Here is a 14,818-nt window from a genome sequence, read left to right on the forward strand (position 1 = left end):
TACCGGAGACCTATACGGATCAAAGAGGAAATTGGCTCACTTGAACCTGCCACCGGCATTGGGAAATGTATGGTTATTCCCGTGGGGTAATACAACCAAGGAAATTGTATCAGACTGTATCGCTCGAGCCGGAAAACGTGCCGAAATCCGCGCTGATCCAGAAGATCAGAATTCGTAGCGGGTGCTGCAGAATTCGCAGGTTACAACGACCTTGCCGTCTTCCTTCATGTCTTCAAGCTCTTCCTCGCCAAAGCTGGACAAAATGCCCTCGACCTTTTCACGCGAGCACTGGCACTTGTCCGCAATCACCTGGGGTTCATAGAGGCGAACGCCGCGCTCATGGAAGAGGCGATAGAGCAAGGTTTCGACGGACACTTGCGGATCGGTCAGTTCCACGTCCTTGACCGTCTCGACAAGCGCCTTGGCTTCGACCCAGGCATCGTCCTCATCCAGCTCATGTGTCGATGTCCCGTCCGGCGCGTCTCCGGGGTCCATGTCGGCCTTCTTCATGCGATCCGGTGCTTCCGGCAGGAATTGCACGATGATGCCACCGGCTTGCCAGCTGTGTCGCGGCTCATGCCCTTCTTCACGGGTGAAAAGCTCGCTCACCGCAAGACGAATTTGGGTGGGGATCTGCTCGGAGCGATCAAAATAGCGACGGGCAACCTCCTCCAGGGAGACGCCGTCGAGTTCGACAAGCCCCTGATAGCGCTGCATGTGGCGCCCCTGATCAATTGTCAGGGCAAGATGGCCACGGCCAAGCAGGTTTTCCGGAGAGGCGGTTCCGTCTGCAACCAGAGCCTCGACCGAGGCCTGATCATAGGCGGCATAGGCGCGCAGCGCGTCGGGAGAAGAGAAATCCACGACCAGCATGTTGACCGGACCATCGGTCTTGGTCTGAAGCGTGAAACGGCCGGAGAACTTCAGGGACGTTCCAAGCAGGCTGGTCAGGACCATTGCCTCGGCAAGGAGGCGGGAGACCGCCTCCGGATACTTGTGCCGGGACAGGATCCGGTCAATGACCGGACCAAGGGAAACTGCGCGACCGCGAACATCAAGGCCTTCCACCGAAAAAGGACGAACCGCATCCGGTCCGGCGGGTGTCACGCCAAATTCCTCGAGATTCACTGCCACGCAAGTATCCTATTGTTGTTTCGCCATCAGGCCGCGTTGAAGCACCAGGCGAGAATGCCTTTTTGTGCGTGTAGCCTATTTTCGGCCTCGTCGAAAACCACTGAATGCGGGCCATCCATAACTTCCGACGTTACTTCCTCTCCGCGATGCGCTGGCAGGCAGTGCATGAAGAGGCTGTCCGACTTGGCTTCCTTCATCAGGCGTCCATTGACCTGATAGGCACCAAGCAGGTTGTGACGCTGCTCCTCGTCGTCATCTCCCATGGAGACCCAGCAGTCGGTGACGACACAATCCACGCCCTTGACGGCTTCAAACGGATCATCGGTTACGATGATCTCGCCACCAGCAGCGCGTGCCTTTTCGATGAGGTCCATCGGCGGGGCGAGTTCCTTCGGGGTCGCGATGCGCATTTCAAAGTCGAAACGCGGGGCGGCATGCACCCACGACGCCAGCACATTGTTGCTGTCGCCGGTCCAGGCAACCTTCTTGCCGGCAATCGACCCGCGATGCTCTTCGTAGGTCATGATGTCGGCCATGATCTGGCATGGATGGGAAAGCTTGGTGAGGCCGTTGATGACCGGCACAGTAGCTGCATCCGCCAGTTCCTTCAGATCATTGTGATCAAGGATGCGGATCATGATCGCATCGACGAAGCGGGACAGAACACGCGCGGTGTCAGCGATGGTCTCGCCGCGACCAAGCTGCATTTCCGCGCCCGTCAGCATCAGGGTTTCACCGCCAAGCTCACGCATGCCGACATCAAAAGAGATACGGGTCCGGGTGGAGGGCTGTTCAAACACCATGGCCAGCACCTTGCCAGCCAGAGGGCCCTGACCGCGATGCACACCGTTGCGTGTTTTCTTGATTTGCTTTCCAAGATCCAGAATGGCGCGAAGTTCATCGCCGCCAAATTCTGTCAGATCCAGAAAATGCCGAAGTTCGCCGTTTGCGTTCATCCTGCGGCTCCTCCCACGGATATTGTTTTTTCTTCAAGGGTGGAAGCGGCTGCATCAAGGCGGTTCACCACCTCGTCCAATTCCTCTTCCGTGATTGTAAGCGGCGGCAGGATACGGGCTACGTTGTCGCCTGCCGGGACAATCAAAAGCCCTGCCTCGCGCGCAGCAGAAACAAGGTCACCTACGGGCGCAGCGCATTTCAGGCCCAGCAACAAGCCCTTGCCACGCACTTCCGCGAAAATCGCCGGATGGCTGTCGACCAGCCCCGCCAGTTTCTGCTTCAGCAACAGGCCCTTCTTTTCAACGCTGTCGAGGAAGCCCTCCTCCAGCACAACGTCGAGAACGGCATTTCCGACGGCCATGGCCAACGGATTGCCGCCAAAGGTCGTTCCGTGTGTTCCCGGCGTCAGGCAGGCTGCAACTTCCTCGGTTGCAAGGCACGCCCCCATCGGGAAACCACCACCGATGCCCTTGGCGATGGCCATGAGATCCGGGTTCACACCGGACCACTCGTGAGCAAAGAACTTGCCTGTGCGGCCAACACCGGTCTGGATCTCGTCGAAGATCAACAAGATGCCATTGTCGTCGCACAGCTTGCGCAGATGGCGCAGGAAATCTGCCCCCTGCTCGCGAATGCCGCCTTCACCCTGAATGGGCTCGATGGCGATGGCAGCTGTTTGCGGGCCGATGACGGCAGCAAGCGCTTCCAGATCCCCGGCAGGCACCTGATCAAAGCCCGGAGCCTTGGGTCCGAAGCCTTCCAGATATTTTGCCTGACCGCCTGCAGCAATCGTTGCAATCGTCCGGCCATGGAACGCCCCTTCAAAGGTGACGACATGGAACCGGTCCGGGTTGCCATTGTTGTAATGATACCGCCGTGCGGCCTTGATGCAGGCCTCCATGGCTTCCGCCCCGGAGTTCACCATCAGGACCTTGTCGGCAAACGTGGCCTTGGCCAGCCGCTCGCCAAGTTTTTCCTGCCCCGGCACCGTGTGCAGGTTGGAGACATGCCAGAGCTTTTCAGCCTGCGCCTTCAGCGCCTCAACCAGATGCGGATGCGAATGACCCAGCGAATTGACCGCAATCCCGGACCCGCAATCGAGGAATCGTCGGCCGTCTCGCGTCACGAGCCAGACCCCATTCCCGTGATCGAACTGCAAATTCGATCTTGCGTAGTTCCCAAATAGCGATGACGCCGATGTCATGTCATAAACTTTCCGTCGGTTTGAGTAATTGAGGGTCGGGTTGCCCGGCCTTGGCCGCAAAAAGAAAACCCGGGGCTGAAACGCAGCGTGCCGCCCCGAAGAGGCGGCACACGCATCGGCGGACATATAGAGCGTTTTGACAGGCATCTGTCAATTGAAATGGCGCATTCCCGAGAGATTCGGAAAGTTACTCATCCGTTTACATTTGATGGGGAAAAGTCATTTCATCCCCAACTGCTTTTGGCCCACTTATTGCCCTTGCATTTCCCACTATTGTAATCTTCATCCAGTCAGACACGATATCTCGTGCAGGAAGTCACTTGTAGGCACAACATATGCCACAGTGGGGCGCGCCTTTAGTGCCCTAGCGAAGAAATACTGCCTGATGACCGTTAGGTCACAGACTAGAGGTGCGGCAAATGAGTTGGACGACAGAACGCGTGGAGCTTCTCAAGAAGCTCTGGAGTGAGGGACACAGCGCAAGCCAGATCGCCGGTGAACTGGGCGGTGTGACCCGCAACGCAGTTATCGGCAAGGTTCACCGTCTTGGACTGTCCGGACGGGCAAAGACGACGACAACCGCTGCGCCCAAGGCCAAGCGCACGCGGACAGCATCTGCACCTGCACAATCTGCAAAGACCCCATCACCAAAGTCCCATCAGCCGACAACGCAGGGCGCCACCGCTCTGAAGATGGACATTGAAGCAGCCCCGATGGCTGTTCCGACCCCGCGCGTCGAGCCGATTGCGGAACTCGTGCCGATTTCCGAGCGTGCCTCGATCCTCACCTTGACCGAGCGTACCTGCAAATGGCCGATCGGTGACCCGAGCACCGACGACTTCTACTTCTGCGGCCGCCAGTCGGATGCAGGCGTTCCCTATTGCGCACATCACTGCAAGATCGCGTATCAGCCGGTCAACGACCGTCGCCGTGATCGCCGGGCCGCCCCGCAGATCCGGGCTGCCTCCTGATCCGGAATTCCAATTTGCTGCTTGACTTCAAACCCGGCTCCTACGCCGGGTTTTCTTTTTTCAGATCAAGATGTGCAGAAATGCAAATGGCCGCGAAGCCAATCCGCCATGCGGTTTGAACTCGCAGCCATTCAGATATTGAAAATCAGCACGCGAACTGGTCGTTGAAGGCGTAACCGGCACCGCGAACTGTGCGGATCGGATCCTTGTCCTTGCCGCGATTGAGCGCCTTGCGCAGGCGGCCGACATGCACGTCGACAGTTCGTTCGTCGACATAGACATCATGTCCCCAGACGCCGTCCAGAAGCTGCTCGCGCGAGTAGACCCGTCCGGGTGATGTCATGAGGAATTCCAGAAGGCGGAACTCGGTGGGCCCAAGGTGAATTTCCTTGGCGCTGCGACGAACGCGGTGGGTCTCGCGGTCGAGTTCGATATCTCCGGATTTCAGCAGTGTGGAAACCACTTCCGGGCTGGCACGGCGTAGGATCGCCCTGACGCGGGCCATGAGCTCCGGCACCGAAAACGGCTTGACCACATAATCATCGGCCCCGGTCGAAAGACCCCGAATGCGTTCTGCCTCCTCACCGCGCGCCGTCAGCATGATGACAGGCAGCTGGGCTGTTTCCTCGCGCCCGCGGATGCGACGGCAAAGCTCGATGCCGGAGAGGCCCGGCAACATCCAATCGAGCAGCAGCAGGTCAGGCAGGGTTTCCTTCAAGCGCAGGTCGGCCTCATCGCCCCTTGCGCAAACTTCAACCTGATATCCTTCCGCTTCCAAGTTGTACTTCAAAAGTAGGCTGATGGGTTCTTCGTCTTCTACGATCAGTACCTTGGGCATTCCAGTTGGCTCCAGAAAAATGAGCGGGACGGGTTCTAGAGACCCGTTGCTTAACTGACCTTGTCGCCTAGCTCGTCCACTTTCGGACGGTCTTCACTGAGACGGTCGCCGGAGACCATGTAGTAGACGTTCTCGGCGATGTTGGTGGCATGGTCGCCAATGCGCTCGATGTTCTTTGCGCAAAAGAGAAGATGCGCGCATTGAGTAATGTTGCGCGGGTCTTCCATCATGTAGGTCAGCAACTCGCGGAACAGGGAGGTGTAAACGGCATCCACTTCCGCATCGTCTTCCTGAACCTTCGCTGCCATGTCTGCGTTCTGGCTGGCATAGGCATCCAGAACGCGCTTCAGCTGGTTCAGGGCCAGTTCGGTGAGGTGCTCCAGACCGATGGCCAGCTGCTTGGAATTGAGGCCTGCATCAATTGCAATGACCCGCTTGGCGATGTTCTTCGCCATGTCGCCAACGCGCTCCAGATCGTTGGCAATGCGGCCTGCAGAAACGATCTCGCGCAGATCCTTGCCCAGCGGCTGACGGCGCGCGATGATCTCGATCAGGCGCATCTCGATTTCCTGAAGCAGGTCATCGATCCGCTTGTCCTGCGCAATCGTCTGGCGCGCCAGCTCCAGATCCTGGGTCACCAGTGCAGAGACGGAGTTGTTCACGATCACTTCCGCCAGACCACCCATTTCGGCAATCTTGCCGGCAAGGGCGGACAGTTCTTCGTCATATGACTTAACAATATGGTCAGCCATTCCAGTTCCTTCGTTAAATTCACCCGCCGCGCGAATGCTCAGCCAAAGCGGCCGGTGATGTAATCCTCTGTCCGCTTGTCGCGCGGACTGGTGAAAATATCCTGCGTCAAACCCTCTTCCACGAGAACCCCGAGATGGAAGAATGCGGTGCGCTGCGACACGCGTGCCGCCTGCTGCATAGAGTGGGTCACGATGACGATCGTGTAGTTCTCGCGCAGCTCGTCGATCAGTTCTTCGACCTTTGCCGTTGCAATCGGGTCCAGCGCGGAACAGGGCTCATCCATCAGGATCACTTCCGGGCTGACTGCAATGGCGCGGGCAATGCACAGGCGCTGCTGCTGACCACCGGACAGGCCCGTGCCGGGCGCATGCAAGCGATCCTTCACTTCCGCCCAAAGTCCGGCCTTCTGCAGGCTGGACTCGATGATCTCGTCCAGCTCCGACTTGTTGCGGGCAAGGCCGTGAATGCGCGGACCATATGCGACGTTATCGTAGATCGACTTCGGGAACGGGTTCGGCTTCTGGAACACCATCCCGACTTTGGCACGCAGCTGGACCGGGTCGACTTTTGGATCGTAGATGTCCTCGTCGTCGATCAGGATCTTGCCCTCGACACGGCAGATATCGATCGTGTCGTTCATGCGATTGATCGTGCGCAGGAAGGTCGACTTGCCACAGCCGGACGGGCCGATGAAGGCTGTCACCGCTTGTGGCTTGATGTTGATGCTCACGTCCTTGATGGCATGGGTGTCGCCATAATAGACCTGAACGTTGCGGGCGGTGATCTTGCTGTCGGTCATATCGTTCGTTTCGTCGAAACTGGAAATCTTGTTCATCGGTTACGTCCTTACCAGCGGCGCTCGAAGCGACGGCGCAAGAGGATGGCCAGAATGTTCATGGTCAGGAGGAACACGAGCAGGACAATGATACCGCCCCAGGCGCGTTCGTAAAATGCCGGGTCCGCCCGCTTGGCCCATTCGTAGATCTGGGCCGGCATTGCAGAATTCGGAGAGAAGAACCCGTCCGCCAGACCATCGGGATAGTTGGAGGCAATGAAGCCCACCATGCCGATGAGAAGCAGCGGAGCCGTTTCACCAAGCGCCTGTGCAAGGCCGATGATGGTGCCGGTGAGAATACCCGGCATGGCAAGCGGCAGGACGTGGTGAAAGGTTGCCTGCATCTTGGAAGCACCGATCCCCAGAGCGGCATCACGAATGCTCGGCGGAACCGCCTTGAGCGACGCACGGGTGGAGATGATGATGGTCGGCAGGGTCATCAGCGTCAGCACCAGACCGCCGACAATCGGCGCGGATTGCGGCAGGTGCATGAACTGGATGAACACAGCCAGACCAAGGATACCAAACACGATGGACGGAACCGCGGCGAGGTTGGAGATATTCACCTCGATCAGGTCGGTAAACCGGTTCTTCGGGGCGAATTCTTCCAGATAGATCGAAGCTGCAACCCCAATCGGCAGGGCAAGAAACAGCACCACCAGCATCATGTAGAAGGAGCCGAGCATGGAGGCGCCGATACCGGCCTGTTCCGGGCGATTGTCCGACGCGTCCGTGCCGAGGATGAAGTCCCAGTTGAACGACTTGACCATCGTGCCCTTGGCGACGAGCTGATCAACGATATCAAGATGGGCTGCGTCCAGGTTCTTGTCGCGCGCAAGGGCTTCACGGGTAACACGGCCCTTGAGGTAACCATCGACGCGGGAAGACGCGAGCACGTCATACTGCATCACCTGACCGTCGCGGGCCTTGATGGCGTCCCAGTTGGCCAGAACATCATCGCGGATCGTGGCGGCTGCGCCCGATGACAGCATCTTGCGCAGGTCCTTGCCTGACATTTCCGTCTCGACACCCGCATCCTTCATCTTGGCAATCAGCGCCTCATCGATGATGGCGTTGTATTTGGATGTCTTGACGATGGACTTTTCGGCGGCTTCAAGTCGCGCAACATCAATTGTGATGTTCAGCGAGACGACCGTCTGCTGGAAGGCGGACATCCCGTTCGAAAGGATCGCCCACAGGAGTGCGGCAAGGAAGAACACGCCGATTGAAATCGCCACGACGCCATAGGCCTTGAAGCGGGTCTCGGCTGCATTGCGTTTCCGGGTCAGGGCATCGACCGTGAGGAGGGATGTCTTTTTCCGGGAGGCCGGGGTTTCCGACGCCGGATTGGTCGTTACGTCGGTCATCAGTCGTACTGCTCCCGATATTTGCGCACGATGTAGAGCGCAATGATGTTCAGGCCGAGGGTTATGACAAAAAGGGTCATGCCGAGTGCGAAGGCAACGAGAGCTTCAGGTGAAGCAAAGTCGGCATCACCGGTCAGCTGGCTCACGATTTTCGCGGTCACCGTCGTCATCGCCTCGAACGGATTGACGCTGAGCCGGGCAGCTGCCCCTGCCCCGAGCACCACAATCATGGTCTCGCCAATGGCGCGGGAAGCGGCCAGCAGGATGGCGCCCACAATGCCGGGAAGTGCGGCGGGCAGGATCACCTGCTTGACGGTTTCGGAATGGGTTGCCCCAAGGCCGAGCGACCCGTCACGCATTGCTTGCGGCACGGCGTTGATGATGTCATCGGAAAGCGAGCTGACGAACGGGATCAACATGATGCCCATGACGAACCCGGCAGTGAAGACAGAAGATGCACCCTGCATCCAGCCAACACCCAGCAGACCATCATTTCCGAGCACATCCACCAGCAACGGACCAACTGTCAAAAGGGCAAACAGGCCGTAGACGATGGTCGGGATACCGGCAAGCACTTCCAGAAGCGGCTTTGCAATGGCGCGCACGGCAGGCGTTGCGTATTCGGACAGATAAATCGCCGCGAAAAGGCCAATGGGAACCGCGACAGCCAGCGCGATGAAGGAAATGTAGAGGGTTGCCCAGATCAGCGGAAGGATACCAAGTTCAGATCCGCCGCCGAAGCTGGGGCTCCAGACGGTTCCGAAGAAGAACTCGGAAGCGGGATAAATCTTGAAAAACTCGACCGTGTTGAAGATCAGCGACAGGATGATCCCCAGCGTCGTGAGGATCGCAATCGAGGCCGCAGCTATCAGGATCCACTTGATGGCCTGCTCGACAACGTTTCGGGCCCGGAAATCCTTGTGCGTCCTCGCGATGGCAAGGGCGAACCCCGCAATGGCCACGGCAAGAACGAGGATTGCGCGATAAAACTCCCCGCTCGCGTTGATATCGCGATAGGCCTGAGCGGCATGCAGGATTTCATCGGTCACCTCGGAGGCGAGCGCCACCCCCAGATCGCCAAGAAGCGCCCTGACATCAACCGATCCGGCAGACAGGGCTTGCGCTTTTTCCTGGGAAAGTGCGCCGCTTTCAACGGCAACATCAAGACCATCGGCAACCCGCAGAACATCGCTCAGAACGAGGTCGAGCGAGCTCTTGGCAACCGTTTCCTGCGAAATGAGAGAGGCAACCTGCGTGTTGATATAGGCCGGCTGAACGAACAGCCACACGACAAGCACCAGCAGTGATGGTGCAAGAGTGGCCAGGACGACGTTCCAGCCATAGTAACCGGGCAACGAGTGCAACCGGCGACCGTCACCTCCGGCTGAACTGACAGCCTTGCTGCGACCCAGCACATAGCCGATGACGGACAGGACGAGCAGCGCGAGCAGGATATATCCAAGGGACATGAAAAGGTCCTGAAACAAAAGGAAAGAAGGGGTGGCAGCACCACCCCTTCGACTGGGCAAGATCAGTTGCCGAGGGTCTGTTCAGCTTCGACAGCGGCCTGGACGTCTGCCAGAGCCGGGTCGGAAACGAGACCGTACTGGGCCAGCGGACCTTCAGAACCTGCAATTTCGTCAGAGACGAAGAACTGAGCGTATTCCTTCAGACCCGGGATCACGCCGATATGTGCCTTCTTGATGTAGAAGTACAGCGGACGGGAAACCGGATACTCGCCCGAAGCGATGGTCTCGGTGGACGGGGTTACGCCAGACATGGTCGCGACCTGCAGCTTGTCGGTGTTGCCTTCGTAGAAAGCCAGACCGAACACGCCGATGCCGTTCTTGTTGCTGTCGATGCGAGCAAGGGTCTCAGTGTAGTCGCCGTCGATGTCAACGGAAACACCGTCGGTGCGAAGGGCCATGCAAGCCTTTTCAGCGGCCTTCTTGTCATCGCCGTTTGCAGCCTTGATGACATCGAAGTCGCCGGATGCTTCACAGCCTGCGAGGATAACCTTTTCCTCGAACACTTCACGGGTGCCGTGCTTGGTGCCCGGAATGAAGGCTGCAAGTGGCTGCGCCGGGAATTCCGGATTGACGTCGGCCCAGGTCTTGTTCGGGTTGGCAACGAGCTTGCCGTCGACAACGATCTGATCGGAGAGTGCGCGGTACCAGTCAGCCGGGGTGAACTGGAAGGAGGTGCCGTTGATGTCGGAGGCAAACACGATCCCGTCGTAACCGATGCGGACTTCGATGATGTCCTTCACACCGTTTTCGGCGCAGGTTGCGATTTCCTTGTCCTTGATCTTGCGCGAAGCGTTGGCAACATCAATCGTGTTCTCGCCAACACCGGCGCAGAACTTCTTCAGACCAGCGGAAGACCCACCGGATTCAACAACCGGTGTCGGGAAGTCGGTGTTTTCGCCGAAGGCTTCGGCAACGATGGAAGCGTAAGGCAGCACGGTGGAGGAACCGGCGATCTGGACCTGATCACGGGCCTGAGCGGCGCCAACGAAGGAGACAGAAGCAGCAACGATGGCAGTTGCACTAACGAGGGTCGTAAATTTCACTTGACCACTCCCTTTGAATGTCAAGGTTTGAACATCAATCGTCGGACTGTTCTGTCCGTTCGATGGCGCGACCGTATTTCCTGCGCATGAGACTTCTATGACAGTTAGATATCAGTTTTATGACAATTTATGCCTTTGTATTTGCTCATACTTTTTAAGGAGCACCGGCCACTCTACCGGTCATGGGCTGAGTCCCGTCATATTTGATGGACGAAATCTTTCTGCGGGATGCCCGCGCTCCCGACTCTCTCGTCTATTCTTGCTGCGACATTCAAGCAGCCAATACATTGCCGAGGATCAGAAACCGGCCCGGTCCGGACATCACCGCCTCGACACTTTCATAGTAAACAAATAATAAATCATATTTTCTAAATTGCACTCATTCGACCAACGAGCTGTTTTCTACTTTCCCTAACGTAATTTATACATGTCACTGCTAGTTTTACCCTGTATTTCTTTTGGAGGGTAATATGTTTGGTCGTCTTGTAACAAAAGCAGTCGTTTTCGGTGGCGTCACTATCGGTGCATATGGATTGAACGCCTACGATAATCACGACTTGAATACCAATTACACGCTCGTTGAAGCCAAGGTCGTTTCCGTGAAGAAAGACTGCTTCATCAAGGCAGGTAAGAGCAAGGTCGTCTACAAGGATACAAGTGACCTTGCCTACATGCCGTGTGAAATTGCGCCAGCGGTTGCTGCCGACAATGGCTTTTCCAAGACGGCTATTACCGAACATGCGGTGGTGACCTATTCCTACCGTTCACCGGTGGACAAGCGCAGTTACCAGGGGACGCTCGAACGTTCCGGAGACATCAAAGCAATCAAGAACGGCAAAAAGTTCCAAGTTCACGCCCACAAGACTGATGCCGACAAGTCCAGAGCCCCTAAGGGCAATCCATTCTCCGGGAAAGCCGGAGTCTGACCTTTTCTTCCTGAGTTTTTTCCCACCCATCACAAGAACGGACCTCGCCGGGCACCACCCGGCGGGGTTCAAACCTGCTTTTTCTTGACGTTCAGCGCCTAAAACACCACCGAGAACACAGATCCCTCACCCACCTTGCTTTCAACGGTGAGTTTCGCTCTGTGGCGGGCAAGGATGTGCTTCACAATCGCCAGACCAAGACCCGTTCCCTTCTGGCTTCGGCTAGTCTCCACATCCACCCGATAGAACCGCTCGGTCAATCTGGGTATGTGTTCGTCGGCTATCCCCTGCCCGTAATCTCGCACTTTCATGGCAAAGCCTTGCGCGTCGCCATTTGGCACCTGCTCCACGATCAGCTCGACCTTCTTGCCTGAGCTTCCATATTTGAGAGCATTCTCGACGAGATTTTCGGCCACCTGGATGAGTTCATCGCGGTCCCCCTTGATGAGCGCGGGAGTGTCGGGAACAACGATCTCGATGTCCACTTCCAGGTCACGTGCGAGAGGTGCCAGCGCATCGGCGGTGTGGCGGACAATCTCGATCAAATCGACATCCTTGTCCGGACGGACATGGGCCTTCAGCTCAATCCGCGAGAGCGACAGGATGTCGTCAATCAGGCGGCGCATCCTGCCGGCCTGTTCAAACATGATGGCAAGGAACCGCTCCCGCGCCTCCGGGTCATTCTTCGCCGGTCCCTGGAGGGTTTCGATGAACCCGGCCAAAGATGCGAGCGGCGTGCGCAGCTCATGGCTGGCATTTGCCACAAAGTCGGTGCGCATACGCTCCAGGCGCCGCTGCTCGGTCATGTCGGTGATCGTGACGAGCACGAAATCCGGCCTCGGTCGGCGCGGCAACGCTCTGGATGTTCCCGGCAAGTAGATCGGTGCCAGACTGGCTTCATACCAGGCCTCGGTCGGCACCTTTTCCATCCAGACAATGCGCTCGAAGGATGCCGATGACGTTGCCCGGTCGAACGCTTCCAGAAGGCTGGGAGCCCGCAAGGAGAAGGAAAGCGGATCGCCGACGCGTCCATGTCCGAACGCTTTTTCGGCAGCGTCATTCATGTAGCGGATCGCACCTTTGCCATCTGCGAGAAAGCAGGGCGAGGCTAGCGCATCCACGGTGACTTTCATGCCTGTGCTCGGCCAAACGCGCCCCTTTTCCTGAAGCTGCGACACCTTCCGCTGACCAGGCTGCACGTCTTCCGGGGCATAAAGCAGCGCAGCCGCCAGCACTCCTGCGGCCAGCAGAACGTGGATGATCGGGACGTCGTAGAAGGTGACGGCAAGGATCGCCAGAGCCGCAACGACAACAAGCGCAGGCCTAGCCGTTCGCAATCTGCTCGTTAGACCGGACTGCAGACCGTCTTGTGACACAGACCCGGCAATTTCGCCGTTCTCGGAACTCGACATCTGGAAAACAGCTCCCTTTACCGGGTCAGGATCCCGCTCGTTCGCCGACTAAGCAATAACCTTCAGAACACAATCACAATATCGAAATGGAATCGAGTGACTCCCCTATCATGATTTGCGTGTCAGGTAGATGACAGGCCTGCGGATGGCCGCCTGACCCACCAAGGGAGTTTCACCGGATCAGGCGCGCACGCACTCCCGCGCTGTGTGGGAGAGATTTGCAAGCATCAGGGGCCAGCCATGTTCGCTTGCCATGAAGTCGCGAAACTGATCACCGGCAGGTCCGTGGCGAATGAATTCGCCATGGGTGACTTCAAGCCGCGTTACTTCGCCCGCCTCACGAAACTGGATCACCACCCGGCTCGCCGCGCCCGGATCGGCGATGCGATCGCAATTCGGGGCAACCTGCCAGGCAATACGGATGTAGAGCGGCTTCTCGATGGACAGGATCGTGCCCCAGATCCGGCGGCTTCCGTCCATGCCGATTTCGTAGCAGACCCCACCGGGATAAGGCTCGATAGCCACTTCCCGAACCGGGTCCGGTGTAGCCGGATTGCGACTGAAAGGGCTCGTCCACCAGCGATCAAGCTGATCCACGACGAGGCCAAACGCCATCTCGCGAGGAACAGGTAGAAAACACTCGAAATGACAATTGTCTCCGCCGGACATGAATACCCTTGTTGCCTGCAGCAATTTTGAAAACGATCAATGCGAACCGAAGCCGTCACTACTCTAAATCGATTTAACACCTACAGCAGCAATGTTGCCGCTTTCAGTTGCAATTTTGTGTCGATTGCGGCGTTTTCAACTTAAATCTGAACATACCTCACTGCCTTGCTCGAAAGAGGATAAGGAATTCGGGGGTGACAAATTCCGGAAGTCACGCGATAGAAAAAGCGCATCGGACAAACATGAAGGCAGCGCCTTGAAGCACGACCGCGAATTTGATCCCAATTATGGTTTGGCCACCGAGGTTGCGGACGGCATTCGTCGCCTGACTGCCAACAATCCGAGCCCGTTCACTTTTCACGGGACCAACACCTATCTTGTGGGACAGAAATCCGTCGTGGTCATCGATCCGGGCCCGGCCGACGCGCAGCATCTGGAAGCGATACTAACCGCCACAAAAGGCCAGACGGTTGAGGCCATTGTCGTGTCCCACACCCATGTGGACCACTCGCCGGGAGCGGCTCTTTTGAAAGAGCGGACCGGAGCTCCCGTGATTGGCTGTACGCCCCATCGACCCGCACGCGCCCTCGTTGATGGAGAGATCAATGCTCTGGATGCGAGCGGCGACAAAGCCTTCCGCGCAGACAGGGAGCTGGAAAACGGAACAGTCGCGCGGTTTGGAGAATTCAGCCTCGAAGCCATCGCGACGCCGGGCCATACGGAAAACCATCTGTGCTTTGCGCTTGAGGGCAGCGCGTATCTCTTTTCCGCTGACCATGTGATGGCTTGGTCGACATCCATTGTCGCGCCTCCTGACGGAAACATGCGGGCCTACATGGTGTCTCTCGACAAGATGCTCGAGCGCTCGGAGACGATCTATTTCCCGGGTCATGGCGGACCTGTCGGGGATGCCGCGACCTATGTTGGCGACCTGAAACACCATCGCCTGCAGCGTGAAGCGGCCATTTTGGCCAGGCTCGGTTCAGAGCCGATCTCCATTCCGGAACTGGTCGACGCCATATACGAAGGACTGCCGCCGATGCTGAAACCGGCGGCGGCGCTCTCCGTCTTTGCGCAGCTTGAGGATTTGGTGGACCGGAGACTTGCAAAGGCAGATCCGGTCATCGGACTGAATGCGTTTTACACCCGCTGACAGGGTATGAGCCCCATCTTAAGGTCC

General features: G+C 57.7%; 14 protein-coding genes. 3 read left to right on the plus strand and 11 right to left on the minus strand.

Annotation, left to right across the window (positions count from 1 at the left end):
- Positions 1-165: 165 nt before the first annotated feature.
- The 3 genes from F0155_RS09990 to F0155_RS10000 are packed head-to-tail and all read right to left on the minus strand — an operon-like array spanning position 166 to position 3,295.
- Complete coding sequence (locus F0155_RS09990) at positions 166-1,134, minus strand: Hsp33 family molecular chaperone (RefSeq protein WP_150524366.1); 969 nt, start codon at positions 1,132-1,134, stop codon at positions 166-168.
- A 26-nt stretch (positions 1,135-1,160) separates the two neighbouring features.
- Positions 1,161-2,090 carry an ornithine carbamoyltransferase gene (argF, locus tag F0155_RS09995; RefSeq protein WP_150524367.1) on the minus strand — a complete coding sequence of 310 codons (930 nt, stop codon included), beginning with the start codon at positions 2,088-2,090 and terminating at the stop codon, positions 1,161-1,163.
- A complete protein-coding gene (locus F0155_RS10000) occupies positions 2,087-3,295 on the minus strand; it encodes an aspartate aminotransferase family protein (protein ID WP_150524368.1) in 1,209 nt (402 codons plus the stop codon). The genes argF and F0155_RS10000 overlap by 4 nt, the downstream gene beginning before the upstream one ends.
- A 419-nt stretch (positions 3,296-3,714) precedes the next feature.
- On the opposite strand from F0155_RS10000, the gene F0155_RS10005 reads away from it, so the two are divergent.
- On the plus strand, positions 3,715-4,266 hold the full coding sequence (locus F0155_RS10005) for a GcrA family cell cycle regulator (RefSeq protein WP_150524369.1): 552 nt from the start codon (positions 3,715-3,717) through the stop codon (positions 4,264-4,266).
- Between the two features lie 145 nt (positions 4,267-4,411).
- Here F0155_RS10005 and phoB read toward each other — a convergent pair whose 3' ends face one another.
- From phoB to F0155_RS10035, 6 genes are all read right to left on the minus strand, one after another.
- Complete coding sequence (gene phoB / locus F0155_RS10010) at positions 4,412-5,104, minus strand: phosphate regulon transcriptional regulator PhoB (protein ID WP_150524370.1); 693 nt, start codon at positions 5,102-5,104, stop codon at positions 4,412-4,414.
- 50 nt (positions 5,105-5,154) lie between these two features.
- Positions 5,155-5,856, minus strand: coding sequence for a phosphate signaling complex protein PhoU (phoU, locus tag F0155_RS10015; RefSeq protein WP_150524371.1), 702 nt, complete (start codon positions 5,854-5,856; stop codon positions 5,155-5,157).
- A 38-nt stretch (positions 5,857-5,894) separates the two neighbouring features.
- Positions 5,895-6,692, minus strand: coding sequence for a phosphate ABC transporter ATP-binding protein PstB (gene pstB, locus F0155_RS10020; protein ID WP_150524372.1), 798 nt, complete (start codon positions 6,690-6,692; stop codon positions 5,895-5,897).
- Between the two features lie 11 nt (positions 6,693-6,703).
- On the minus strand, positions 6,704-8,059 hold the full coding sequence (gene pstA / locus F0155_RS10025; RefSeq protein WP_150524373.1) for a phosphate ABC transporter permease PstA: 1,356 nt from the start codon (positions 8,057-8,059) through the stop codon (positions 6,704-6,706).
- On the minus strand, positions 8,059-9,528 hold the full coding sequence (pstC, locus tag F0155_RS10030; protein WP_150524374.1) for a phosphate ABC transporter permease subunit PstC: 1,470 nt from the start codon (positions 9,526-9,528) through the stop codon (positions 8,059-8,061). The genes pstA and pstC overlap by 1 nt, the downstream gene beginning before the upstream one ends.
- A 62-nt stretch (positions 9,529-9,590) precedes the next feature.
- The gene (locus F0155_RS10035) at positions 9,591-10,631 is read right to left on the minus strand and encodes a substrate-binding domain-containing protein (RefSeq protein ID WP_150524375.1); all 1,041 of its coding nucleotides are present in this window, start codon (positions 10,629-10,631) and stop codon (positions 9,591-9,593) included.
- A gap of 470 nt (positions 10,632-11,101) precedes the next feature.
- Between F0155_RS10035 and F0155_RS10040 the strand changes: the two genes are divergently transcribed.
- Complete coding sequence (locus tag F0155_RS10040) at positions 11,102-11,557, plus strand: hypothetical protein (protein ID WP_150524376.1); 456 nt, start codon at positions 11,102-11,104, stop codon at positions 11,555-11,557.
- A 98-nt stretch (positions 11,558-11,655) separates the two neighbouring features.
- On the opposite strand, the gene F0155_RS10045 is transcribed toward F0155_RS10040, so the two are convergent.
- Together F0155_RS10045 and F0155_RS10050 are read right to left on the minus strand one after the other, a co-directional pair.
- Entirely contained in the window at positions 11,656-12,969 is a 1,314-nt protein-coding gene (locus F0155_RS10045) for an ATP-binding protein (protein WP_150524377.1), read from the minus strand.
- Positions 12,970-13,149: 180 nt separating this feature from the next.
- Positions 13,150-13,638, minus strand: coding sequence for an SRPBCC domain-containing protein (locus F0155_RS10050; protein ID WP_150524378.1), 489 nt, complete (start codon positions 13,636-13,638; stop codon positions 13,150-13,152).
- Between the two features lie 256 nt (positions 13,639-13,894).
- Here F0155_RS10050 and F0155_RS10055 point away from each other — a divergent pair, with 256 nt between their 5' ends.
- Positions 13,895-14,791 (plus strand): MBL fold metallo-hydrolase, encoded by an 897-nt coding sequence (locus tag F0155_RS10055; protein ID WP_244303501.1) that lies wholly within the window; start codon positions 13,895-13,897, stop codon positions 14,789-14,791.
- The last annotated feature ends 27 nt before the right edge of the window (positions 14,792-14,818 follow it).

It is taken from the genome of Roseibium sediminis, assembly GCF_008711325.1.
Classification (GTDB): domain Bacteria; phylum Pseudomonadota; class Alphaproteobacteria; order Rhizobiales; family Stappiaceae; genus Roseibium; species Roseibium sediminis.